The following is a 24,777-nucleotide window of genomic DNA, read 5'->3' as shown; positions in this document are numbered from 1 at the left end:
GATGAGTGTTTTTAAGGTGAACAGTCTTTGAAAAATCATATTTAAGGTTCAAATTGGAGTTCACCTTAAAAGATGATTGTTTTTAAGGTGAACAATCGTTGTAAAATTATATTTGATGCTCAAATTAGTGTTCACCTTAAAATGCATTGGTTTTTAAGGTTCATTTTTTGTATATTCGTATATGACATATAGGATTAACCCCGATAGAGCAGCGCCATGGAATGGGCTTCCTGAATTGCCGATAGCTCCCGAATACTATCAGACTGTCGAAATATATGAGCAACTGGGAAATGCTAAAGCGGCAATAGGGCGTCTACAGGGGCGAAGTATTGTCATACCAAACCAGGGTATTTTAATCAATTCCATTAGTTTGCAAGAGGCTAAGGCGTCGAGTGCGATAGAAAATATCTTTACGACAGACGATGAATTGTATCAAGCATTCAGTGAGTCTCAGCAGCAACAGACACAGGGAGCTGCTAAAGAAATTTTAAATTATAGGGAAGCATTATGGGACGGTTATCATTATCTGTCCAATGGGGGAATCATTGACCGCGATTATTTTATCCGCATGTATCGAATTGTGAGTCAGTTCTCTGACGGTATAAGAACGCCCATTGCACAGATCTATATAAAGCAAGGGGGATCTGGACCAAACGCAGGAAAAGCACATTATACGCCCCCAAGAGGGATAGGATTGGTAGAACAAAAGCTGGATAATTTAATTGAATTTCTCAATAATGATACAAAATATCCTTTGGATCCACTTTTAAAAATGGTCATTGGACATTTCCAGTTTGAAGCAATTCATCCCTTCAGGGATGGCAATGGCCGTACGGGACGTATATTTAATATTCATTATCTGACACAGAAGGGCTTGCTCGATTACCCCATCTTATTTATGAGCCGATATATCATGGAGCATAAAGAAGCGTACTACGATGGTCTTGCTGGTGTTTCTCAGCGGGGTAACTGGAAAAATTGGATTTTGTATATGTTGAAAGCTGTAGAGGAAACCGCGATATTGACCTATAACAAAATCAATGATATTATTACGGCCAAAGATGCGATATTGGATGCTATTGTCCAAAAAGGAGATATAATGCGGCCCGAACTCTTGGTAGAAGCTATATTCACGCAACCTTTTACACGTGTTAAACACTTAACGGATCAGGGGGCCTATGCCGAAAATACGGCTCGCAAATATCTTGATCAGCTCTCCGATATAGGCATACTCGAAAAACGTGCGGTGAGCCGTAACGTGTATTACCTAAACCTAGAATTATATCGCATTTTATCTGAATAAAAAAACCTGCTCCCAGAAAGAGCAGGGCTTACGTTTGTTAACAACTGCCCCTGCATAGAATGCAGGGGCAGTTGCTTGTTAAGTAGATGTAGGTCGTTTACATTAATTTGCAGTCAAAGCAACTGCATTGAGCTGTCTGGAAGTTCCATCTGGACCCACAGCAACGATATTGTCAAAGATGACGCGTGTGCCAGGTACAATACCATTTAATGCAGATGACATGCTTGAACTCAGTTGCCCGCCCGAAGTTGATAACACGATGGCGTCAGCGCGTGGTTTGGCAATAATCATGGTAAACTTGGTAACTTTAAAGGTAGCATCAAAGTCAAAGTTATCAAGTTTTGCAAAAAGAGCATTCTGCGCTTTAAGTGCCACAGTAGCCATTGAACCGCCTGTTTTACCCGCAAACTTGGCAATAGGATCCGGAATGCGTTTCACACGGAATTCTGTCGAACTCAGGGTCTGTGTTTTTCCAGGTGCTACCTCCGCGGATACTGAAATATGTGCTGTACCCGGTGAACTTACCCTCACATTATATTTACCACCACCGGCACTGGAAATACTACCACCACTCATACTGACACGGACTTTATCTGTTGGAGTACCCGGCGCGGATACCGAAATAGGGTTGTTCACACCGATATAAAGTACATTCATTTTGTCTGGCGATACGACCGCTGAAGGACGTGCAACTTGGTAGGTTTGTACAGGGGTCCGATATTCTTTGTAGGATCCATCGGTTTGTTTTACTTTGATCACACCGGTCCAGGTATAGATACCTTCCCGACTGGTATTGACCGAATAAACACCTTTTCCATCTACCACCTGAAGTGATGATCCATTAACAGAAATGGCCGGTTCAGATTTTGAATCGGATGCCGTCAAAAACACTTCGGCTTTATAAGGTTGCCCTTGGACCAAATAGGAGGTCGGGGCAACAGCAACTGCTGCAAATTTGTCTAAGTTCACAACGGCCTGATCCATTTTACCTAAAATAAGTTTGACCACGTCGGACTCTGCATTCTGTGCATCGGTCTGAATTTTGGTTAAAATAGTCATCGCTGCGGTCAAAGGTGTACCACTGCCGAAATTAATTTCTTCCCAGGATTTTTTACCGTTTATAGATTTCTCCGGATCTTTAGCCTCCAAAGAGAACGAAACCATCTTTTGTTCTTCAGGTGTCAGTAGGGCCAACAGTTTGGTACGTGTTGAATTGATTTTGTCTTTTAAGACGGTTCCTTTTTTCTCATTGATCATCAAATTCGGTGAAATGTCTTCGTTTTCACGTTGGGCCAGATCGCCCTTTTCTTCATCGTATCCACCACCTTGTTTAACGAACTCTTCTTTTAAAGAACCAATATATTGATTGAGTTCTCCAATAATTGCCTGCGCTTTTTTTGCCTTGTCGTAGATCGGTTTGGCACGTGCGGGTTCTTCTTTTAACTTGGTGTTTTCGAACGCGGCGAACAGTTGTTGAACGGCTGTGCTCACATTCGATTTGGATGTTTCGAGACTGTTATTGATATTTTTGAATGCATCCAAGATGGAATCCGGTACATTGAGCGCCAATAAGGCGAGCAGAACCAGATAGAGGATGCCAATCATCCTTTGTCTTGGAGTTTCTCTTCCTAATGCCATTGTTTTTGATTTAAGTAATACAAGAATTAATTACACACGCGGCTGATTCATCGCGCTCAACATGTTGCCATAAATGGCATTCAAGGCATTGAGGTTTTTTGCTAGCTTGCCCACTTCATCTTTAAATGCTTTGGAATCATCCAGCGATTCGTTGAAGTTCTGCATAGTAAAGCTTAGGTTCTCATAAAACTTGTTCATCGATTGTAAATGTGAGGCCGAATCGCGTAACTCACGTTCATACATCGCATTTAATTGGCTTAGGTTGGTTGTCAAACTTTTTACCTGTTCGTGGTAGTTGGACGTATCGCCAGAGGTATTCGACATGGCGACTAGGTTTTGCGAAGCTTTTTCAAACGCTAGGCTCAGGTTATCAAACTTAGAAGTTGCTGTTCGGAGCTTATGGGTGAATTCTTCTGTCGCAAGTGAAACATCTGAAAGCTTATTGATAGCGGATACTTTTTCGCTGAAATCACGTAGGCCACGACCGAGATTTTCAATGCTTGCGGGTTCAATATTTGCATCGGCGAACATTTTGTCCAAAGCAGCTGTGGCCGATGGGCCTGCAGGTTGGGCAACCACAGTTTTTCCTCTTTGAGGTAGCTCCCCAGTAAAATTATCGTCCAATTCAGGATAGACACGTGTCCAGTCTGGTTCTGCAGGAGGGGGATTAAAGCCCATTAAAAAGAATAGGAAGGCTTCTACAGCCAAACCGATTCCGATCATATAATTGGCTGTGGTGCCACCGATATGTAGAATCTTAAATAGTACCCCAATGATGACGATACTCGCTCCCCAGGATATGGCCACATTCAGCCATCTAGAATTGTCTTTTTTCTTGCTCATTGTTTATCTATATTGTTGGTTTAATTTTTTTTGGAAAGTTTGATGTTCCGCATCTTTTAAATTTCTTAATAAACGGAGATTACCTCTTACATAGTATATTTAAGTAATGCACTACATAAAGTTAGTCACCTGTCTGTCATTGGCTCTTTGGGCTCAAAAAACATACCAAAAGGCTGTTCGAGGATAGTCTTATCTGTTAATGCTGATAATTTAAGTTAAGGGGATCAAATTCTTGGACATATTTGTGGTGATTTGCTAGAGATTGATTGGATTTTGCTGTAAAGAATGTTCAAAGAACATATTTTTTGATGGTTAAATATAAAATAAAAAAAAAGGTTTTCAATCGGGGAGATGAAAACCTTTAAATAACCAATTATAAACCTATTAAGGTGTTGTAAATATAGGGTATATTATTGTTTTTGCAAAATTTAATCTGTTTTTTATTTGTTTTTTTTGGTAAAAATTTATTTTTATTTGATTTTTTACTTCTTTTTACCTCTATTTCTTTTGTTTTATCATATAATTGCTCTTTTTTTTCATTTTATTTTTCCGTTTATGCTTATTAATATTGGCTTTTTTGTTTTTATCACTTTATATTATTGTGTAATAGTGTTTTTTTTAATTTTTATTTTGAAGAATTCTTGATTTTTGGTATTGTGCATGTCTTTTTATTATGGCGCATCAACACTCATGTGCTTAGCAAAGTGCATGGCCGTATTCTTTGCTGTTTATTTAGCCAATCTTTTTCAAAATAAAACAAACGTTAACCCTGCTGAGCAGTTATACTTTAATAAAGACAAGTGTTAACACAAAGAAAGAACAGTATGATGAACGAAACATTAATTCAACTTTCACAGAAATGGCCCGCATGGCTCTGGAATATTGCATTAATTCTATTTTCATTTTTGATTGGTATTTTGATTAAGCTGATATTTATTCCTTTATTGCGCAGGCAGGCCATTGAACAGGAATCGTATTCCCTTTTCCGTTCCTTTATCCGTCGCTTTAACCGTGTGTTGAGTGTATTTATCCCATTAATTGTCTTTAACAGTTTGTTGCCTTTCGCACAATTTAACGAAAGGACCCTCCGCGTCGTGACCAAAACCAATGAACTTTTATTGGTCGGTTTCTTTGCTGTTGTGCTGATACAGGGGATTAAGGTTTTTGAAGATTATCTCTATCATCGTTTTGATATCAATAAGGAGAATAACCTGCGCGAACGAAAGATTAGAACGCAAATCGTCTTTATCCGGAAAGTGGTCGTCACCCTCATCATCGTAATTTCTTTGGCGATTATCCTATTAAGCTTTGATAGCATGCAGAAAATCGGTGCTGGCTTGCTTACTGGCGTGGGGGTTGGCGGTATTATCATCGGTTTTGCTGCACAGAAGTCCTTGGGAAATTTACTTGCTGGCTTTCAGATTGCTTTTACACAGCCTATCCGAATGGATGACGTCTTGGTTGTTGAAGGGGAATGGGGGCGTGTGGAGGAAATCAATCTCACTTACGTAGTAGTCAATATCTGGGACAAACGCCGTTTGGTATTGCCCATCACCTATTTTATCGAAAAACCATTCCAAAATTGGACACGTACGACTTCTGAAATATTGGGTACTGTATTTATCTATACAGATTTTACCGTACCTGTGCAGCTATTGCGTGAGAAATTGACAGCCTTACTTACCGGACACCCCCTTTGGGACGGTAAAGTCAATGTGCTTCAGGTAACGGATTTTAAAGAGCGTACCATGGAGATCCGCTGCCTGATGAGCTGCCGCAATTCGGGGCAAGCTTTTGACCTGCGTTGTTTTATCCGCGAGGAGATGATAGCGTATATCCACACGAACTTCCCGAATGCGCTAGCCAGGACAAGGGTGGATTATATGGAGAGCGAGCAATTGGGTATTTAATAGCTGAGGAGCGCTTGATAAATGATGGTCTCTTGAAAAATAAGTGTAATTTATTTAAGTTTGTTTAAAATGTTAGCGTTAGCGATATGCTGATTTTCTATGTTATATTCTCCAGTATATTGATTTTACTGAGTGTGTTACCTTTTTTTCAAAGCCAGCATTGGATCTTTCGGGTAGCTGAATTTGTGAAGCTGCAACTGCTGGTGTTTCAGGTGCCGGCTTTGGCAATGGGGTTTTATCTCGTGGGGAAAGATTCGTGGATATGGTGGTTGCAGGGGGTACAGCTGGCGCTGATTGTATACCACGCCTATATATTGATACGTTACACCAAATTTTGGCGTCGCGAAAAATATGAAAAGGGCAAGGATGCATCTGATAGTATCAAAGTGATCTCCTGTAATGTGTTGCAATTCAATACGGCTTATGATCGCTTTATTGACCTGATTCAAAAAGAACAGCCAAATATCTTTTTGACAATGGAAAGTGATGCTGCTTGGGAAAAAGCACTACGTATATTGGAAAGCGATTACCCCAATTTTGAGAAGGTGACCCTGGACAATACCTACGGTATGCATTTTTATACCAATCTGAAGGTTAACAAATGTCAAGTGCATTATTTTGTCGCAGATGATATTCCGAGTATTGAAGCAGAATTGGAAACAGCCGATGGGCATCGTTTTATCTTTTTTGCTGTTCATCCACCACCACCAAGTCCGACAGAAGAAGAAAACTCCAAAGAAAGGGATGGTGATCTGCTCAGTGTGGGTAAGCGGGTACGCGATTATAAAATGCCAGTCGTTGTCACAGGAGACTTTAACAATGTGGCCTGGGCCAAATCTTCGCTCTTGTTCAAAAAAACCAGCAAATTGATTGATGCACGCATCGGGCGAGGTATTCTTTCCACCTTTCATGCCAATTATTGGTTTTTCAGAGTGCCTTTGGACCTGCTGTTTCATAGTCCGACCGTATTTATTGACAAATTGTTTATTTATCCTTCTGTTGGGTCCGATCATTTTCCGATGGGCTGTACATTCTTTATTGATCGCTACTCCGAAGAGCAGGCTGAAGATATTGAACATTTGGAAGCTGGGGATATGGCCGACGTCAATGCGATGATTGCTGATGGAAAAGAGGAAGTAAGTGATAATCGGTGTTAACGGTTAATCGTGCCAACATTTTGCGCTGCATTATTGTATGTTTGGTGGGGCTTATGATCAATATATCTTAAGGAATTATACATTGCTATTTCTTTACTGAAGCAGGAAAAGAACATTCCCAAGTCTTTCCATAGTTCACATCGAGGTTTGTGATATGGAAAACAATAAACTTACATCTCGGTGCTTGCGCGCATGTTTATTTATATGTGCCCTCGCCACTTCAATTGCTGGCCTTGCCCAAGAAAATAAATCCCTGCCCGATAAAGTACATCATGCCGAACCTTTATATAATGATCTTGTACGGGATCTTGGCGCGCGGAAGGGGGAGAAGGAGTTTAATGTCGGCGCTGATATCAAAAGAACGCGTTCGGCTGACGAATTTGGCTACCTCCTAGAATATGAATTTGCGCCTATAGATCGATTGGGATTGGAAGCGGAGACGGATTTTACGTATTCAAGAAGCCGCATGGCGAATGTATCTTCGAGCAATCAATTGGAAAGGTTGCGTTTATCTTCGCAATATTCTTTTTATGTTTCCAAAAAACATGCAACGACTTTAGCTGTTGGATATACGCAGATCTTTAATTTTGTCGACGGGGGTACAGCTTTTAACCCATTCTTTATTGCTGCCAAAAACTGGCATAACAATTGGCATGCATTGGTCTATACAGGGCCAGAATTGGCGTATCATTATGCTTCATCCAAAATGAATATGATATGGCAGTTCAACACTTCATTTCATTATACCGTGCCACAGACAGACCATTTTATCGGTATTGAGGTCAATCAGGAAATTTCTTCCGATGAGATAAGAACAATTTTGCATCCCCAGATTAAGTTAGGACTTAACAACAAATTGGCTATCGGTATGGCTGTGGGATTGCCTCTTAGTGGCAAAGAAAAAACACTTAGTGGCTTTTGGAGGCTGATCTATCAATTATAATTTGTGAAAAATAATGTATGAAATGTGCTTCTGATGACGGGAATACCTGCTTCCTTACCATAAGGTTGCCTTGAAAATGAAGACAGATAAAACTGAAAGATGTGAAGCATCACAACGATAGTTTTGGGGATTCTTATATGTTTGATACGCATCATCTCAGTTCTGCTGGGGCCGGCCAGGTGGTCAGATATCTCAAACAAAAAAACTATTTTTAAAAAGGCTTCTTTTTCTGGGTCGGTCTGCTGCCTAATCATTTTAATCATAGTTGATACAATATGAGGCGAGTTTTTGTGTTCGGGATTTATTTACTAAATTGCTTCACGCCTAAGCACGTAAAATGTTTTTCAGGCATTACATGCGGTAAATAATTATTATGGAATTTGGAGTTCATCGGGTTATTGGTGTAGAACGGGAGTCTTCGGAAATTAAGGATGCAACAGCAAAAGAGAACTATGTCGTTCTTTTTGTGTCAAGTGGCGGCTGTAGCATGCAGATCAATAAACAGATCACTGAGATTGAGGAATATAGTCTAGTTTTGATTCCGCGCGGGATACAAATTGAAGCCAACACAAATGAACAGCGCCCATTTTTGATTATCTATTTTTCGGAAAGTTTTTTTGCACGTACCGAGGTTGATACGGCCTTCCTTCGAAACTTCAAGTCATTTAACAAAAGTGAATATACCTATCGAACACTTAGCGTGCCCAAAGAATACGCGACCTACTATGAATTTGTAGGCATGCAGCTGAAACTGTCCAAGCAGAATTATAATCAGGCAATTTATCGGGATTTGGCACATAATATCGTGAAGCAGATTGTGCTTCTGGCGGCTATATATGCTGAAGACAGGTTCTCCGGTCAGATATTGGGGCAAAGTGCCGGTGAAAAGCTGGTGAGGTGTTTCCAGGAACTGGTCGAAGAGCATGTAAAAAAAGAAAAGCAGGTGGCTTTTTATGCGGGCAAGCTAAATGTTGGAAGTAAAAAATTAACCAATCTGACCAAGGAGACGCTAGGGGTGACGCCGAAAGGAGTTATTATGGAAGAATTACTGCGGATTAGTAAAAAGCTAATCGTTGAATCCTCCCTCAGTATTAAAGAGATTGCTTGGGAACTTGGATATACTGATGTCAATAACTTTAGCGCCTTTTTTCTGAAAGAAACAATGGTGACGCCAACAGAATACCGAAAGAGTAATCAGCAATAGTAGGTAAACATCTTTTTGTTAGTTATAATCTCTTTTGTAGTTTATATTATGTTTTTTTGTAGCCTTGTAGTTGAACCGCTACAAGATTTGCAATTTACACTGTAGCTGCGAATTTTGTAGTAGACTCCCTAAAATTAGTTATATATTTGCTTAAACAGTTCTAGCTTAGATTATTCGTAAAGCCACGTATAAAATCTGTTTCGGTCAACGATGGTGCTGTTTTGTATCGATTTATTATTATTTGATCTATTATTATTTAATTATGTATAGCAGAAAATGCTTAAATCTCTTCTTGGTGGGTCTAGCAGGGATTACGCTCTTTGGGGCAAGTTGCTCAAAAGTAAAAGACTTATACAACGAAACTGATACTGGCTCCGATTCTTCGTCCTTGTTTCCAGATGGGGTTAATGTTCCAACAGATTTTATGTGGAGCTCGGCTCGAGCTGTAGATGTGCGCGTTGCCGTTGATGATAAATTTAGCGGTAAATACTTCTATCGGGTAGAGATTTTTGATAACGATCCAGCCCTTGGTGCGGAAGCGAACCTTTTGGCTGCAGGACAGGCAAAATCTGGTCAGGATTTCGTTGGCAAGCTGATGGTTCCCACCGTAGCGAAATACATCTATTTGAGAGAAACCTCTCCGCTGGGTGTTGCTGCAATCAGTATGGTTGAAGTTGGGCAACAAAATACAATCAGCGTCGATGGTTCACAAGTGTCGACAGCTAGCAAAGCGAGTGTTTTGCGTGGTTCTACATCGTCTGCCTTGCTTGGCAGTGGAGGCTTGAAGGCAGCAGCGTCGACTGCAGAAGCTGCAACCGTAGTCGTTCCTAGCGATGCGGTTGAAATAAATGGTAATGGTTCTATATATGTTGAATCAAATAAATCATATGTCATCAAATCTGGAGTAACATTTACAGGTACCATTAATGCTAATAATGGTTCCAGTAATGTAAAAATATATGTTCAGGGGGGATGGAAAAATACAGGTAATGAATTCAATTTGGGGGGTAATAATACATTAATAGTGGCGCAAGCTGGTTCAATTCAGTTAGCTCATGTTACCCAAAATACCAACGGAAGGTTTGAAAATTATGGCGCTGCTTCTTTGTCTAAAATGACAACAACAAACAGTTCGCTCTATATAAATTATGGAACATTGGATGTTAATGAGGCGACAGTAACTAATGGAAGTTTTACAAACTACGGTATAGCGACAATTCAAAAGTTAAGTAGTTCAACTTCTGGAACGATTGTTAGAAATGAGGGAACACTTACTGTTAATAACGCTGATTTTACAAATGCAACATTAGAGGCTGTATGTCATACTACAATTAAAACTATGAAAACAAACGGGGCTACGATCTCGATTGCTTCAGGTTCATTATTAAGTTTAGAAGATTTAAATGCTACCGGAACAAAGATAAATTTGGCTGCTTCGTCTATATTGGATGTTACAACTAAGGTCACTTTTGATACGTGGTCTAACAATTTGATGGGGCCCTCCTCTGGTCAAGCACTGGCACGTTTGAAAAAGGTTGAACTAATAAAGGGGGGAACGCCAATTACATACTCAGGTAATGTAGAGGTTGCTTGCTCTGATCATACGCCCAATGAGCAATATAATACTTATTATGTGGTCAATAGCCCAGCAAAAATAGTTCCTTACGATAAATCAACAGTTGTAATTTCGGGTACTTCGTGTAATGCTGGTGGTAATAATGCAGCTGGCGGTAATCCCAATGATCAAACAGTAACTGAAGTTAAGTTGGGTACTTATTCGTATGCTTTTGAAGATAATTGGCCATCAATTGGAGATTATGATATGAATGACTTTGTGGTGGATGTGGCTATCACAAAAGTTCAAAATTCTGCAAATAAAATCACTAAACTCAAATTGGTAAATAAAATTAGATCTGTCGGCGCCAAAAATAGACTTGCTGCAGCTATTCAGTTGGATGGTATATTGGCCACCAACGTGAAATCTGTAAAATATACAAATGAGAATTTGGTTGGACAGAACTTACCATTGGCCTCCAACGGTGTAGAATCTAACCAAAAGTATGCTGTAGTAACATTATGTGATGATGCGCATAAGGCATTTGGTATTTCGGATACACAATTCATTTCGACACAAAACGGTAATTTTCAACCGGTTGAATCTGAGATCACAATAGAATTTACATCTCCTTTGGATAATTTTACTTTTGCGGACCTGAACTCTTTTATTATTACAAATGGATATAAAGTAAGTTCACGAACTGAAATTCATTTGGTTGGATATAAAGCAACTGAAAAAATGAATAAAGCGTTAGTGGAGAACCTAACCGCAAAAGGACAGCTCTCTGCTAATGATCCTTTTAGATCGTCAAAAGGAGAGCCATGGGGATTATGTATACCTGTGTCGTTTGTTTATCCAAATGAATATAAAAAAATAACCGGTGTTTATCCCAAATTTGAAAGTTGGGCATTGAGTGGCGGTTCTCAGGATACCAATTGGTATGTGAAATAGAAAAATATTGCTATAAGAGGAAAAAAGGCTACATCTAAAAGAGTACCCCTCTCATGGGGTACTTAAAACTAATCAATTTTGTTTTTAAAGCATACAATTTGTTTGGTTAATTACCGTTAAAAAACGTAGGAGATCCATGAAAAAAAAGATTGTAATAATTGATGATAAGCCGGCTATAGGGCAGTTAATTACGTTGTACTTAAACGCGGATTACGATTTTCGCTTTTTCAATAATGCGTTGGATGCTTATAATTGGTTGAAAGATGGAAATGGGGTCGATTTGATTCTTTCTGATTATACAATGCCTGAAATGAATGGCTACGATTTACTGCTGATGATCAAACAAAACGAGTTTCTGAAAGATATCCCTGTTATCTTTTTGTCTGGCGAAGATAATTCGAATACACGGATCAACTTGCTTGAAGCGGGAGCGGAAGATTTCATTTTAAAACCTTTTAATCCGCTTGAGCTCAAGTTGCGGATTAAAAAAGCATTAAAATAATGCCTCAATATAGCGATTATATATACTTTGGTGATAATATCGAAACTTTTGATTATTTTCATGAACAAGTCCAAGATACTTTGGGCGTGGATTTGAAATTTTTTAATTCTTTCGAGACCATGGATATGTATTTTCAGGAGCAAAAAGATCAATTTTTTTCGGTAGTCTTCTACGAAAAAAGTAAAAGTCTCTCCAAAGATCTAGCACAGTTGGCCAAGCTGGCCACGCATGGCAAGGATATTTTACTTATTTTGGTCGGAAATGACTTTTCGCATTTTGAAAAACAATCCTATTTTGATGCCGGGGTTACAAACACTATCAGCCCTCGTGCAAATGGAGATGTATTTCAATCAGTAAAAAAATATATACATTTATATTTTGAAGCTACGGCGCAAACTGAAAAATTTGAATCCATTACAGCTTCTTTTCCTAAAATTAGTATTCCTTTTGGTAAAAGGATGTTTGATATCGTTGTGTCATTGATTTTAATCTTGTTTCTTTCTCCCATTCTCTTATTCGTTTATTTTGCAATTAAGTTGGAAAGTAAAGGGCCTGCGGTATATAAATCCAAACGGATCGGTTCGGGTTATTTTATGTTTGATTTTTATAAATTCAGATCGATGTATCCGGATGCAGATAAACGATTGAAGGAATATATGGCGCTCAACCAGTATGCGGATACAACACGAGCTGTTGTTTCAAATGCCTCTACTATTCATGACAGTAATGAAGCCCAGTATTTCAGTTTAGATGATCTCCGAGATGTGCTTATAGGCGACGAGGTGGTGGTCAAAGGTGCAGATACTGGCAGCAAGCAAAAAAAAGCAGCTTTCTTTAAGCTAGAGAAAGATCCACGAGTGACAAAGGTTGGTCGTATTCTTCGGAAATATAGTCTTGATGAACTTCCGCAATTATTTAATGTACTCAAAGGCGATATGTCTATTGTTGGAAATCGACCATTACCATTGTATGAAGCCGAGATGTTGACAACGGATGATAGTGTTGAACGTTTTATGGCGCCTGCGGGGATAACGGGATTATGGCAAGTGGAGAAAAGAGGAGATAATGGAAGTATGTCCGACCAGGAACGAATTCAGCTTGATATTAATTATGCCAAAAATTATTCGATCTGGATGGATTTGAAAATTTTGTATAAAACCTTTTCTGCATTTATCCAAAAAGCGGATGTTTAAGTTTTAGGAATGGTAAATAATTAAATGAAAATATATAACGGGCTCATGTCTATAAAATGTTGTTGTCTGAATATGAAGAAAATTATCCTGATGCTTTTATTCTTAATTACTGTTGGTTCGCTCAGTTTTGGGCAAAGTGTTCCCCTGCCAGCGGAAGGATTAGATTATACGAAACTTTTACTTCCCTCGCTGGAGGAACTTTTTGAAAATGCCAAGAAGAGCCCGAGTGTTGAGATGTTTGAATCTAAGATGATGGAGCAGGATAATCAACTAAAAACTGAGAAGAGAAGCTGGCTAAAATATTTTAAGGTTGGTGGATCCTGGCAATATGGAAATATAGGGGTGAATTCAATGTTCACAGATCAAAATACACCCTTGTTTTACCAGTATTCCGGGGCGACGCAAAATGCCCGTTTTGTTAGCGGGACGGTTTCTGTGCCATTTGATGACTTATTTGATCGATCTAATCGTGTCAAACGACAAAAGATGCAACGTCGTTCTACTGAATTGGAAATGGAAAAATGGTTTGACGAGCAGAAACTTCGCATTATCGATTCTTACGTTAAATTGACCAACGCAATGTCCATCTTAAAAAAGAAAGCAGAAAACTTGACATTAACACAAGCACAAGTAAAATCTCTAGAAGCGGATTTTGCGAATGGTAATGCCGAAATTGCTGCTCTCACTGTAGCAAAGAAAATGGAAGTTGACGCTTATGAAACTTTTAAAATAACAGAAGGTACGATCACAGCAGAGCTTTTACATCTGGAAATTTTGAGCCGAACTAAAATTATCAGTAAATAAAGATGGGTATAGTGATTTACATTATAAAATCTTTGTATAGATTTAAATGGTGGTTAATTGTTTTACCACTGATGGTCATGGGCATTGTTATTTATTTCACCAGAAATATGAATAGACAATACGAATCAGATATGACTATTTATACAGGCATAATCTCTGCTAATGGTACTGAACTTAGCCAAGATGGCAAGCAAGACTGGAATATCCTTAAAAATTCATTGTTAAACGTGATCAATACCATTGGGTCAAAAGAAACTATGCGGGTAGTGTCTTTAAAACTATTCGCCAGAACGATGATTAATGGGGATACGGAGAAAGACAATATTTATATTTCTAGTGCTCATTTCCGTCAACTGTTAGCTATTACACCACCTGCTGTCAGAAAATTAATCGATAAAACATCCGAAGAACGTACCGTAGAAAATTTAAAAAGGTATGAAAAGGTGGATGCTAAAAATTTTGTCTATGGCTTATTTAATTGGAATCATCCTTATTTTAGTTATGGAGCTTTAAGCAAAATAGATATTAAACAGATCGATAATAGCGATATTCTGCATGTTTATTATGAAAATAATGATGCAGGCATCACCTATCAAACATTGCATATACTGAGTGAGGTTTTTGGGGACGAATATAAAACTCTTCAATATAGCAATACCAATAATGTCATCAAGTATTTCGAAGCGGAACTGGCCCGCATTGGAAAAGACTTATTTATGAAAGAGGATTCTCTTACCAAATTCAATGTGCAAAACCGTGTAATTCATTACGATAAACAAACCGAGGCTGTTACAATTTTGGACAAAGATTATGAAATCCGTAAACAGGATGCCTTATCTGCACGAAACAGAGCGCAGGCGAGTATAGCGCAATTAGAGTCGGGAATAGATGCTAACATTAAAAGTATTAAAAGCAATTCTCAATTTTTGGCCAAAATGAATGAAATATCGGATTTAAATTATTCAATTTCACAAATTGAATCCGCTCAGCCTGATTCATTAAACACGGTCAAAAATTCAGCGTCGACACTTCAAGATCTTAAATCGAAATTAAAAAATCAGGAGCGGGATTTCCGAAACTTTATTCAGGATTATTCAAACCAGAAATATACAAAGAACGGGTATCCGAATGCAAATTATGTGACGTTGTGGGTTGACGAATTGTTGAAACTGGATCAGGCGCAAGCAGATATTAAAGTAGTGGATGATTTTAAAGGTGAATTGGATAAAATGTACTCGCATTATTCCCCAATAGGTTCATTACTCAAACGTCAGGAACGCGGTATTAATTTTACTGAACAGAGCTATCTTTCCGTTTTGGGAGGGTTGAATGCTGCGCGTCTTCGCCTAAAGAGCTTGGAGATGAGTGCTGCCACATTAAAAGTAATCAATCCGGCAACTTATCCACTTAACTCCAAGCCAACCAAACGTAAAATGTTGGTTATAGGTTCTTATTTTGCGACCCTGGCGTTTTTACTAGGTTGCATTTTGGTCTTGGAATTGCTAGATCGAACTTTACGGGATAAGCAGCGAACAGATCGTGTCACAAAAGGAAATACCGTCGGCGCATTTCCGAATAAAAAAATGGGACGATATAGCGAGCAGACCAAAAGAATGGCATCAAAATCTTTGGCAAATCAGTTGTTCAACTACCATCAGCGAGGAAATGCTGTTAATTTTATTAATGTATTAAAGTTAGATGAAACGATTGATAGTGGAAATCTCATGCAATATATTCGGGATGAATGGGAAACGATCGGCCTTAAGGTAGGTATTCTGGAAGAGGGAAAAGACTTTAATGCCAAATCTCGTGAATTTTTGATCGAATCAACCCTCTTGGAACGAATCAAGCTTGACGAAAATGATTTCACACTTGTAGGTCATACAAATGCATTTGATATCCCTGTCCCCCCTTTCTACCTCTCTCAGGCAGCTGTAAATCTATTGTTGTTGGACGCAGAGTCCGCATGGAAGGAGGAAGATGATGAATTATTTAAGGAGATCGTTGAACGAAGCGGGACAGTGCCTGTTTTAATATGTCTTATGAATGCGGATCGATTTGCTACAGAGACATTTACGGGAATGTTGCCACCTTATAGTTTCTTCAGAAAGTTGGAATATAGATTTTCACAATTGGGAATCACTGCATCTAAAGCTTAAATGGTACCAAAAAGGAAATGGCGAAGGAAATTTTTTTTGATAACATTGGTTTAAAGCTATTAGCTGTCTTAGGATGTGCGCTGATTACTTTTTTGGCCGTATCCGGAGGTCTCTTGCCTAGTGTTGGAATTGCACTCGCACCTTTTCTTCTTTGTTTTTTAATTATTTGTATTCGGAATCCTTTTGTTAGTTTTCTTTTCTTATTTGCTGTATGTTTTTTCGTCATGGGTATATTACGCTATGTACGAATTCCCATGCCGCCGAGTATTTTAGTAGATCTTGTGATCCTATTTAATTTTATTGTAATCGCATTAAATCATCTTTATCGGAATTATAATGCTAAGCTGAAAATACCATTGTACTTCTTTATCTCTTTAGCTTGGGTGGCCTACTGTATGGTTGAAGTGTTTAATCCGGATGGTATCTTCGGTAACTGGATCGCTGCTATCCGGAGCACGGCACTTTATTTGTGTTTATTTCAATTTTTAATCTATTATATTTTTAAAGATAGATCGAAGCTCAGATCTTTTTTTATTTTTTGGGCGATTTTAGTATTACTAGCGGCTCTAAAGGCAATTGGGCAAAAATTTATCGGGTTGGACACAGATGAAAGAATTTGGCTTTATACACTTGGAGCCCATACGCATCTCATCTATAGCGGTGTCCGCTATTTTTCATTTTTTACCGATGCTGCTAATTTTGGCTGCCATATGGGGCTTGGAATGGTCGTTTTTTCCATTTTGTTTTTCTATGAGAAAAATAGAAGTGTGCGGATTTTGTACGTTACGGTCACTATTTTGGCGATGTACGGTATGCTGATATCCGGCACCCGTTCTGCCATGGCAATTCCAATGGCTGGATATGCATTTTATATTCTGCTGTTAAAACAATGGCGAATCATGATATTAGGATCAACGCTATTTATTGGTGTCTTTTGCTTCCTATCGCTAACAACTATTGGAAATAGTAACGCCGACATTCGAAGGATGCGGACAGCGTTTCAATTTAAGGAGGATGCATCCTTTAACTTACGAAAGGAAAATCAGGCCAAAATGAAAAAATTTATGCGTAATTTTCCGATTGGTTTAGGTTTGGGCGCCGCAAAGAATGCTAACGAGGGAGATCTTTTACATGGCCTTCCAACAGATACTTCTTTTGTTTTTATCTGGGTAGAGACGGGTATAATTGGGTTGGTACTCTATTTGTTGATTTGGATTTCGTGTTTGGCGATTTGCTTTTATCTTGTTTGGTTTAAGTTAAAGGATTCCATGATTCGCGGATTTTGTAGCGCTGCGGCGGCAGGTATAGCAGGGATGATGTTAGCCGGTTATGGAAATGAAGTATTGCATCAATTCCCAACAGGTGAGACAATTTATATTTTAATGGCAATTGCGATGATGTGCCCATATTTACAACAAAGTGAACAAAATGGAGCAAATATCTCAGCCTAAAGTTTCATTTATTACCGTTAATTTTAATGGTGCCCCTGATACAATGAATCTGTTGCAGACAATCTTTGATAATCTCAGAAACATTTGTTTTGAAGTCATTGTTATTGACAACGCTTCGGATACAGACGAATTTCAATTGATTCGGCACAGTTATCCCTTGGTGAAGGGAGCGCATTTGCCGAAAAATTTGGGATTTGCGGGCGGAAATAATAAAGGACTGGAAATTGCTTCTGGCGATTATTTATATTTTATTAATAACGATACTTTATTACCTAAAGACGCTGCTTTACAAATTCAATCCATGATTTCATTTTGCGAAGCGAACCCAAAAGTAGGTGGGCTTTCTCCCAAAATATTGTATCATACACCCCGTAATTTAATTCAGTTTGCAGGAAGTACTCCATTGACTCCGATTACGATCAGGAATAAACAAATTGGCCATCGGGAAATAGACCATGGTCAATACGATCAAATTGTTCAGATTCCTTATTTTCATGGTGCCGCTATGTTTGTTCCAAAGACTGTGATTGAACAGATTGGCAACATGCCTACATGCTACTTTTTGTATTATGAAGAGTTGGATTGGTCGAATAGCATTACCAAATGTTTTCAATTATTTTATTTTCCTGCAGCCCAGATCGTTCATCTAGAGAGCGCTTCTACTGGAATCGGTAGTCCCCTTAAAACCTATTATATCACGCGAAATAGAATAATTTTTGCCTATAGGCAAAGAAAAAATAGTGTGCGCCTACTAGCGCTTAGTTATTTGATTTTGGTGGCTTTTCCAATGCATTTGTGTTTACTTTTGTTTAAATTGAAGTTCAAACTGGCTGCGGCGATGGTTAAAGGGGTTTGGTCTGCCTGTCGTTGGCTGATGGTAGTAAGTCATCCATAAATATATCCTGTTATGCTTATAACAATCCTTTGGTACATTGACTTTTTATTTTTCTTCGCATTCACGTTGTGGGTATGCTATGTAGCTTTGTTCGCGTTCGCATCCCGAATAAGAAGAAAGATTATTTTCCCGGATAGCGTTACATCACTGCGATTTGCCATATTATTTCCCGCTTACAAAGAGGATAATGTCATTAGGGAAAGCGTTTCACGTTTTAAAGCACAGAATTATCCTATTGATAAGTTTGAAATCGTAGTTATTTCGGACGCCATGGAAGATCGTACTAACGATCAGCTTCGGGCAATGGGTATTTCACTTATTCATCCAGATGAAGGCCAGCGGTCGAAAGCTGCAGCATTAACAGCAGCAATGTCTAGGTTGGATACACAATTGTTTGATGTAGTGGTTGTGATGGACGCGGACAATATTGTTTTTCCTGACTTTCTCAGCAAACTGAATAATGCTTTTGCTTCTGGGGCGAAAGCTATACAAACCCATCGTACGGCTAAAAATAATACAACGGCGACTGCAATTCTGGATGGTGTAAGCGAAGAAATTAATAATTCAATTTTTCGTTTAGGACATGCTCGTCTTGGTTTGCCTGCTGCGTTGATTGGCTCGGGTATGGCATTTGATTTTAACTGGTTTAAGCAAAGGATAGCAGCAATCAAATCGATGGGAGAAGATAAGTTTTTAGAATATTTCCTCTTATTAGATCGCATAAACACGATATATTTGGAAGATGTTGTCATTTTAGACGAAAAAATCCAATATAGTGAAGATTTCTCGAAACAACGTCGGCGTTGGATCGCTTCACAAATCGATATCTTCTGTCTTGCGATTAAACAGACGCGACATGCACTTGTGTCCGGGAATTGGGCTTTAATCGACAAAATTTTCCAGTGGTCTATGCCTCCGCGAATTATTATGCTTGGTATTATTCCTCTCTTTTTGTTGATTTCGTTTTTTGTCGTCGACATTTCTTCCCTAAAATGGTTTTTTTTAATTACTTTGTATATGATGAGCTTAGCTTTGGCCATTCCAAAAAAAATGTATACGAAGCAATTGTTTCTGGCAATATTTACCTTGCCACGTATATTTTTAGCGATGGTAAGCAGTATAATCCATTTTCGTTCGGGACGGTCGACTTTTATCCATACGAAACATGGTACTGCGCCAAGTAAAGAGGATTAATTGAACAGTATGTTGCTAAAGTATCAAAGTTAATATGGGGCTAAAGGAAAAAATAATGCGTTCTCCACGCATAAAGCAATTGCTGCATGGGATGCTAATGCATCCTGTAAGAACGCGTCCGAGATGGTATCTCAGATTATTTCAGTTTTTATATGTTCAAAAAGGACCTGGTGCTGTAATCTATTGTAGTGTGCGTAAAGATCTGGTACCATTTAGAAAATGTCAAATCGGCGCTCGGACTGTGGTGGAGTCGTACTCCTTAATTAACAATGCTGTAGGCGATCTTATTATTGGTAGTCATTCGAGGATTGGCGTTGGAAATACAGTAATAGGACCTGTATGGATTGGCGATTATGTGCAAATAGGACAACATGTATTAATTTCGGGGCTCAATCACAGGTATGAAAATACTGATATAACGATCGCAGAACAGGGCATAGAAGTCACACCAGTAAAGATCAACAACAATGTATGGATAGGAGCAAATGCAGTTATATTACCCGGAATTACTATCGGGGAGCATTGCGTTGTGGGTGCTGGCTCAGTGGTGACCAAAGATGTTCCACCTTTTTCTGTAGTGGTCGGAAATCCGGCTAAAGTGGTTAAAAAATGGGACGATCAGCAACAAAAATGGATTAGAAATCATGAATAATTATCCTAAAATAACCGTAGTAATGCCAGTTTTCAATACTGAAGCATATATTGATCGCGCAGTAAAGAGTATATTGGACCAAACTTTTGAAAATTTTGAATTATTAGTAATAAATGATGGTTCTACGGATGGTAGCTTATCCCGTTTGGAGCAATGGGCTTCGAAAGATCATAGATTGCGGGTTATTTCACAAGTAAATCGAGGGGCGTCAGCGGCAAGAAATGTAGGGATATCTCAGGCAAAAGGAAACTTTATTTATTTTATGGATAGTGATGACATTCTTCATAAAGATGCCTTGGATACGTGTTACGAATATTGTAGGAGAGATCAGATGGATTTTGTGTTTTTTGATGCAGAAACTTTAAATGATGGCGCCTTTAATGCAGCGTTTGTCGAAAAATTCAATTATAAAAGAAGAGGTATAGAAAGTAAAATTATGCCCGGAACGGTAACCTTTGAAAAGCTGCTGAAGTCTAGTAAATTCTTTTCACCTGTCTGGCTGCTTTTTATAGATTTGAACTTTTTAAGGAAGATAAAGTTGACCTTTAACGAAAATATTGTGCATGAAGATGATTTATTTACATCATTTTTATTCTTGGAAGCCCAAAGAACCCGCTATATTTCCGCCTCTTTTTTTATACGTCGTCTGCGGGCTGGTTCCTTTATGATGGTTCCTTATTCGATGAAAAATATAAATAGCTATTTTATGATAGGAACGAAATTGTTGGCGTACGCAAAGGAAAATATTAAAGTGAAGGAGGTTGTTGATCTTTATCTCAACGAAATGATCAATGCTGCTGTATGGAAAGCCTACGCTATGCCCTGGAAAAACCGAATTTATATTCTTATCTTATCTTTAAGAAGCTGGCGCAAATATGTTAGGATAAAAACACTATTCGTATTATTGTTTAAAAAATATACAGGGAGCTAATGGAAAATGCCAAGCAACAGGTTATATCAGGCGTTTTTTTTACCGCAATAGCAAAATATGCTAACTTGGTCATTTCCCTCGGTGTGACTGCAGTTCTTGCTCGGCTTTTGTCGCCAGAGCAATTTGGTGTAATTGCTCTGGCGATGGTTATTATAGCTTTTTTGAATTTGATTGCAGATATCGGTCTTTTACCGGCCGTGATCCAATATAAAAATTTGACTAAAGATGAACTCGGTAATCTGTTTTCTATTTCTTGTTATTTAGGATTTATACTGGCATTAATGCTTGTATTGATTGCTCCGTTGATAGCCGGCTATTATGGGCAGCCTTTGCTTCGAAATATAATCAGGCTATTGGCGATTGGCCTATTCTTTACAGCAAGCTCGGTAATACCCAATGCCTTATTTTATCGGGAAAGAATGTTCAAATTTATTGCTCTCAGAAGCTTTATTATTCAGATTGTCCTAGGGGCAGTGTCAATAAGTGCTGCGTTGTATGGTGCTGGTATATATGCGCTCCTAATTAATCCCATTCTGTATAGTATACTTCTTTTTATCGTTTCCTATGTGCATTTTCCATTGCCTTTTAAATTGAGGATATCCTTAAATACAATTCGGCCAATTTTGCGCTATTCTACCTTTCAATTTCTATTCAACATCGTAAATTATTTTAGTAAAAATTCGGACACATTGCTTATCGGAAGATATCTAGGAATCAATATCTTGGGTTATTATGATAAAGCCTATCAATTGATGTCGCTACCACTGCAAAATATTACACAAGTTATTACACCGGTGATACATCCCATATTGAGTCTAAAAAAAGAGGATAAAATGAAGCTAATCGCTGCGACGGAACAACTCATCGCACTATTGGCTTTAATTGGATTTCCGCTTGCAAGCTTTCTTTACTTTGCGGCCGAAGATCTGATTTACCTATTTTTTGGAGCGCAATGGGGGCCTGCAGTTCCTGTATTTCAGATCCTGAGCCTTAATGTGGGGCTACAGCTTATTCTGTCCTCATCAGGGGCGATTTTTCAAACCACTGGAGATACTAAATATTTGTTTTTCTCCGGATTACTTTCGGCCTTGTTGAATGTATGTGGTATATTGCTGGGGATTTTTTATTTTGAATCTATTTCCGTAGTCGCTGGATGTCTTGTCATAACAAATTGTATCACATTTGTCTTTACTTATGCCATCATGTATACAAAGGTCTTTAACAGAAACTTTCTTTGCTTTTTTTATCTTTTGGCAAAGCCAGTTATGGCGGGTTTATTGTTGACGTTTCTGCTGTATATGTGTGGAATATTTTTGAGGACTGAAATTGTCTGGTATAAACTGTTTGTCAAGATCGTTGTATCTTCTCTTTTTTTTATCGCTTTTGTTTGGTTTGCTGGATATAGGTCTTATATAGCGTTATATTTAAAGAGGAATAATTAGAGATATGGAGCATATGGAACTAAAAGTTTTATTTCTAGTCTTTCATGGCTTTAGTGCCCATAATGGTATTAGTAAAAAGATATTTGGACAGGTTAAAGGTCTCCGGCAATGTGGGGCTGAGGTCAAACTATGTTACTACGAAGTATTGGACAGTGGGCATCGTGCATGGCTTGTAGATGGCGAAATTATTGCTGATTTGGGGAAAGGGCCCTGGGCCAAATCAAGAAAGCGATGGGATTTTTGGGGATTAACTGCTTATGTATCAAGTGAACGGTTTGATCTGATATACATGCGTTCTTATCATAATTCGAGTCCTTTTTTGATTAACGCCGTGCGAAAATTTAGGCAAACTGGTGCGAAAGTCGTCATGGAAATTCCGACCTATCCTTATGATCAAGAATATATTCGTTTGATAGACAAGATAATGCAGGTGCCCGATCGTTTTTTTAGAAAAGCTATGGCTTCTGTATTAGATGGTATTGTAACATTTACCGAAGAGGAAGAAATTTTCGGTGCAAAAACTATCAAAATTTCTAATGGTATTGATTTGGATGAACTTCCCTTGCGCGTTAAAAAAAATCATGAGGAGTCTGAGATTCATTTGCTAGGGGTAGCGGAAATCCATTTCTGGCATGGATTTGATCGGGTTATAAAAGGTTTAGGGATATATTATAGGGGAAATCCGGCGTGCAAGGTCATCTTCAACATCGTTGGAAATCTGAGTGGATCAAGGGAACAAAATGAAATATTTTCGGCTATCGAAGCGGCGGGAGTACAGGAGTATGTTTTCCTGCATGGTGCGCTATGGGGTAAGAAGCTCGATTTAATGTTTGACCAAGCTGATTTCGCTATCGGAAGTCTTGCAAGACATCGTAGTGGGATAACATTTATTAGAACATTAAAGACAAGGGAGTATGCTGCGAGAGGGATACCTTTTATGTATTCAGAAATCGATTCTGATTTCGAAGATAAGCCTTATGTATTGAAGGCCAAACCAGATGAATCTCCTATTGATATCGAACAGATTGTATCTTATTGTTCGTCCGTAGATTGGGAGCCATTGAGCATCAGAAATGATGTTTATGAATTATCTTGGCGCAATCAAATGAAAAAAGTTATTGATCATTTAAATTTAAGCTAATGCTATCATTCCTACATAAATTTAAAGATAAGTTTCGCTATAATGTGATTATAGAATGGTATAACATGTTGGAACTTCTAACAGGAAGGGAACAGCGTGTGAAGCCATTGGTTATGACAATTGAAGAAACTATTGAGCATATTATTTCCGAGAAGTCTTCAGTTAGTCGGTTTGGCGACGGTGAAATGCTCTTGATTGGTGGAGAGGGAATACGTTTTCAGCATGATGACGGTGAGCTTTCTAAAAGATTGGCTGAGGTACTAACAAGTGATCTTACAAACCACATCGTGTGTATCTCGGATGCATTTGTTGACCTAGATAGATACAATAGGCGGGCGCGTCGTTTTTGGCGGGCACATTTTTATTTGTATGGCGATTTATGGGATAAATATCTTAAGAAAGGAAAGAGGTATGGAAATACTTTTATTACAAGGCCCTATATTGATTTCAGCGACCGGAAAAAATCTGTCTACTGGTTTAGCCTGTTAAAACAAATTTGGAGCAAGCGTGATATCGTATTTATAGAGGGAGAAAAGAGTCGCTTAGGCATAGGTAATGATCTTTTTGATAATGTAGAAAGTGTTGGGCGAATCTTATGCCGGTCCAAGGGCGCATTTGATCAGTATGATGTGATCCTTCAGGAAGCGTGTAAATTAGCAAAAAATAGTCTAATCTTAATCGCTTTGGGCCCCACAGCGACTGTATTGGCTTATGACCTGTGCAAATTGGGTTATCAGGCTATAGATGTCGGGCATATTGATATTGAATATGAATGGTTAATGATGGGAGCTAAACATAAAGTTAATATAAAGTCTAAATATGTCAATGAAGTGATTGGCGGTGATCAGGTTGTGATACATGACGAAGATCTTTATCAACGTCAGATTTTAAAAAAGCTGTTTTGAG

20 protein-coding genes are annotated in these 24,777 nt (G+C 38.5%); 18 read left to right on the top strand and 2 right to left on the bottom strand.

Annotated elements, in window-relative coordinates:
- Nucleotides 1–181 precede the first annotated feature (181 nt).
- Nucleotides 182–1,303, top strand: coding sequence for a Fic family protein (locus B2X72_RS23315; RefSeq protein WP_286851671.1), 1,122 nt, complete (start codon nucleotides 182–184; stop codon nucleotides 1,301–1,303).
- Nucleotides 1,304–1,405: 102 nt separating this feature from the next.
- On the opposite strand, the gene gldM is transcribed toward B2X72_RS23315, so the two are convergent.
- On the bottom strand, nucleotides 1,406–2,941 hold the full coding sequence (gene gldM, locus B2X72_RS23310) for a gliding motility protein GldM (protein WP_286851670.1): 1,536 nt from the start codon (nucleotides 2,939–2,941) through the stop codon (nucleotides 1,406–1,408).
- Nucleotides 2,942–2,971: 30 nt separating this feature from the next.
- Nucleotides 2,972–3,784, bottom strand: coding sequence for a gliding motility protein GldL (gene gldL, locus B2X72_RS23305; protein WP_088159910.1), 813 nt, complete (start codon nucleotides 3,782–3,784; stop codon nucleotides 2,972–2,974).
- Nucleotides 3,785–4,608: 824 nt separating this feature from the next.
- Between gldL and B2X72_RS23300 the strand changes: the two genes are divergently transcribed.
- From B2X72_RS23300 to B2X72_RS23220, 17 genes are all read left to right on the top strand, one after another.
- Entirely contained in the window at nucleotides 4,609–5,694 is a 1,086-nt protein-coding gene (locus tag B2X72_RS23300) for a mechanosensitive ion channel family protein (RefSeq protein WP_232475655.1), read from the top strand.
- Between the two features lie 86 nt (nucleotides 5,695–5,780).
- Nucleotides 5,781–6,851: an endonuclease/exonuclease/phosphatase family protein gene (locus tag B2X72_RS23295; RefSeq protein WP_286851669.1), complete on the top strand. Its 1,071-nt coding sequence runs from the start codon at nucleotides 5,781–5,783 to the stop codon at nucleotides 6,849–6,851.
- Between the two features lie 154 nt (nucleotides 6,852–7,005).
- Nucleotides 7,006–7,794: an HAEPLYID family protein gene (locus B2X72_RS23290; protein ID WP_286851668.1), complete on the top strand. Its 789-nt coding sequence runs from the start codon at nucleotides 7,006–7,008 to the stop codon at nucleotides 7,792–7,794.
- A 373-nt stretch (nucleotides 7,795–8,167) separates the two neighbouring features.
- Nucleotides 8,168–8,998, top strand: coding sequence for a helix-turn-helix domain-containing protein (locus B2X72_RS23285; protein ID WP_286851667.1), 831 nt, complete (start codon nucleotides 8,168–8,170; stop codon nucleotides 8,996–8,998).
- Nucleotides 8,999–9,260: 262 nt separating this feature from the next.
- On the top strand, nucleotides 9,261–11,507 hold the full coding sequence (locus B2X72_RS23280) for an LruC domain-containing protein (protein ID WP_286851666.1): 2,247 nt from the start codon (nucleotides 9,261–9,263) through the stop codon (nucleotides 11,505–11,507).
- Nucleotides 11,508–11,643: 136 nt separating this feature from the next.
- Entirely contained in the window at nucleotides 11,644–12,009 is a 366-nt protein-coding gene (locus B2X72_RS23275) for a response regulator (protein ID WP_088159916.1), read from the top strand.
- Nucleotides 12,009–13,202, top strand: coding sequence for a sugar transferase (locus B2X72_RS23270; RefSeq protein WP_286851665.1), 1,194 nt, complete (start codon nucleotides 12,009–12,011; stop codon nucleotides 13,200–13,202). The genes B2X72_RS23275 and B2X72_RS23270 overlap by 1 nt, the downstream gene beginning before the upstream one ends.
- Nucleotides 13,203–13,274: 72 nt before the next feature.
- Nucleotides 13,275–14,006: a TolC family protein gene (locus tag B2X72_RS23265; protein ID WP_286851663.1), complete on the top strand. Its 732-nt coding sequence runs from the start codon at nucleotides 13,275–13,277 to the stop codon at nucleotides 14,004–14,006.
- Nucleotides 14,007–14,113: 107 nt separating this feature from the next.
- Complete coding sequence (locus tag B2X72_RS23260) at nucleotides 14,114–16,165, top strand: hypothetical protein (protein ID WP_286851661.1); 2,052 nt, start codon at nucleotides 14,114–14,116, stop codon at nucleotides 16,163–16,165.
- 17 nt (nucleotides 16,166–16,182) lie between these two features.
- Nucleotides 16,183–17,616 carry an O-antigen ligase family protein gene (locus B2X72_RS23255; RefSeq protein WP_286851659.1) on the top strand — a complete coding sequence of 478 codons (1,434 nt, stop codon included), beginning with the start codon at nucleotides 16,183–16,185 and terminating at the stop codon, nucleotides 17,614–17,616.
- On the top strand, nucleotides 17,594–18,511 hold the full coding sequence (locus tag B2X72_RS23250) for a glycosyltransferase family 2 protein (protein WP_286851657.1): 918 nt from the start codon (nucleotides 17,594–17,596) through the stop codon (nucleotides 18,509–18,511). The genes B2X72_RS23255 and B2X72_RS23250 overlap by 23 nt, the downstream gene beginning before the upstream one ends.
- A gap of 12 nt (nucleotides 18,512–18,523) precedes the next feature.
- On the top strand, nucleotides 18,524–19,705 hold the full coding sequence (locus B2X72_RS23245) for a glycosyltransferase family 2 protein (RefSeq protein ID WP_286851655.1): 1,182 nt from the start codon (nucleotides 18,524–18,526) through the stop codon (nucleotides 19,703–19,705).
- Nucleotides 19,706–19,739: 34 nt separating this feature from the next.
- Nucleotides 19,740–20,357: an acyltransferase gene (locus B2X72_RS23240; RefSeq protein WP_286851653.1), complete on the top strand. Its 618-nt coding sequence runs from the start codon at nucleotides 19,740–19,742 to the stop codon at nucleotides 20,355–20,357.
- A complete protein-coding gene (locus B2X72_RS23235; protein ID WP_286851651.1) occupies nucleotides 20,350–21,288 on the top strand; it encodes a glycosyltransferase in 939 nt (312 codons plus the stop codon). Before B2X72_RS23240 ends, B2X72_RS23235 begins: the two co-directional genes overlap by 8 nt.
- The gene (locus B2X72_RS23230; RefSeq protein WP_286851650.1) at nucleotides 21,288–22,730 is read left to right on the top strand and encodes a lipopolysaccharide biosynthesis protein; all 1,443 of its coding nucleotides are present in this window, start codon (nucleotides 21,288–21,290) and stop codon (nucleotides 22,728–22,730) included. The genes B2X72_RS23235 and B2X72_RS23230 overlap by 1 nt, the downstream gene beginning before the upstream one ends.
- A 13-nt stretch (nucleotides 22,731–22,743) precedes the next feature.
- On the top strand, nucleotides 22,744–23,871 hold the full coding sequence (locus tag B2X72_RS23225; protein WP_286851648.1) for a hypothetical protein: 1,128 nt from the start codon (nucleotides 22,744–22,746) through the stop codon (nucleotides 23,869–23,871).
- Nucleotides 23,871–24,776, top strand: a complete 906-nt coding sequence (locus tag B2X72_RS23220; protein ID WP_286851646.1) for an SP_1767 family glycosyltransferase — start codon at nucleotides 23,871–23,873, stop codon at nucleotides 24,774–24,776. Before B2X72_RS23225 ends, B2X72_RS23220 begins: the two co-directional genes overlap by 1 nt.
- The last annotated feature ends 1 nt before the right edge of the window (nucleotide 24,777 follow it).

This window comes from Sphingobacterium sp. UBA7253 (assembly GCF_002472745.1).
Classification (GTDB): Bacteria; Bacteroidota; Bacteroidia; order Sphingobacteriales; family Sphingobacteriaceae; genus Sphingobacterium; species Sphingobacterium siyangense.
This window is presented reverse-complemented; position numbering and strand designations above follow the sequence as displayed.

Bases quoted from the DNA above. Each gene is read 5' to 3' on its own strand.
- B2X72_RS23315 (WP_286851671.1), top strand. From the start codon at position 182: ATGACATATAGGATTAACCCCGATAGAGCAGCGCCATGGAATGGGCTT.
- gldM (WP_286851670.1), bottom strand. From the start codon at position 2,941: ATGGCATTAGGAAGAGAAACTCCAAGACAAAGGATGATTGGCATCCTC.
- gldL (WP_088159910.1), bottom strand. From the start codon at position 3,784: ATGAGCAAGAAAAAAGACAATTCTAGATGGCTGAATGTGGCCATATCC.
- B2X72_RS23300 (WP_232475655.1), top strand. From the start codon at position 4,609: ATGATGAACGAAACATTAATTCAACTTTCACAGAAATGGCCCGCATGG.
- B2X72_RS23295 (WP_286851669.1), top strand. From the start codon at position 5,781: ATGCTGATTTTCTATGTTATATTCTCCAGTATATTGATTTTACTGAGT.
- B2X72_RS23290 (WP_286851668.1), top strand. From the start codon at position 7,006: ATGGAAAACAATAAACTTACATCTCGGTGCTTGCGCGCATGTTTATTT.
- B2X72_RS23285 (WP_286851667.1), top strand. From the start codon at position 8,168: ATGGAATTTGGAGTTCATCGGGTTATTGGTGTAGAACGGGAGTCTTCG.
- B2X72_RS23280 (WP_286851666.1), top strand. From the start codon at position 9,261: ATGTATAGCAGAAAATGCTTAAATCTCTTCTTGGTGGGTCTAGCAGGG.
- B2X72_RS23275 (WP_088159916.1), top strand. From the start codon at position 11,644: ATGAAAAAAAAGATTGTAATAATTGATGATAAGCCGGCTATAGGGCAG.
- B2X72_RS23270 (WP_286851665.1), top strand. From the start codon at position 12,009: ATGCCTCAATATAGCGATTATATATACTTTGGTGATAATATCGAAACT.
- B2X72_RS23265 (WP_286851663.1), top strand. From the start codon at position 13,275: ATGAAGAAAATTATCCTGATGCTTTTATTCTTAATTACTGTTGGTTCG.
- B2X72_RS23260 (WP_286851661.1), top strand. From the start codon at position 14,114: ATGAATAGACAATACGAATCAGATATGACTATTTATACAGGCATAATC.
- B2X72_RS23255 (WP_286851659.1), top strand. From the start codon at position 16,183: ATGGCGAAGGAAATTTTTTTTGATAACATTGGTTTAAAGCTATTAGCT.
- B2X72_RS23250 (WP_286851657.1), top strand. From the start codon at position 17,594: ATGGAGCAAATATCTCAGCCTAAAGTTTCATTTATTACCGTTAATTTT.
- B2X72_RS23245 (WP_286851655.1), top strand. From the start codon at position 18,524: ATGCTTATAACAATCCTTTGGTACATTGACTTTTTATTTTTCTTCGCA.
- B2X72_RS23240 (WP_286851653.1), top strand. From the start codon at position 19,740: ATGGGGCTAAAGGAAAAAATAATGCGTTCTCCACGCATAAAGCAATTG.
- B2X72_RS23235 (WP_286851651.1), top strand. From the start codon at position 20,350: ATGAATAATTATCCTAAAATAACCGTAGTAATGCCAGTTTTCAATACT.
- B2X72_RS23230 (WP_286851650.1), top strand. From the start codon at position 21,288: ATGGAAAATGCCAAGCAACAGGTTATATCAGGCGTTTTTTTTACCGCA.
- B2X72_RS23225 (WP_286851648.1), top strand. From the start codon at position 22,744: ATGGAACTAAAAGTTTTATTTCTAGTCTTTCATGGCTTTAGTGCCCAT.
- B2X72_RS23220 (WP_286851646.1), top strand. From the start codon at position 23,871: ATGCTATCATTCCTACATAAATTTAAAGATAAGTTTCGCTATAATGTG.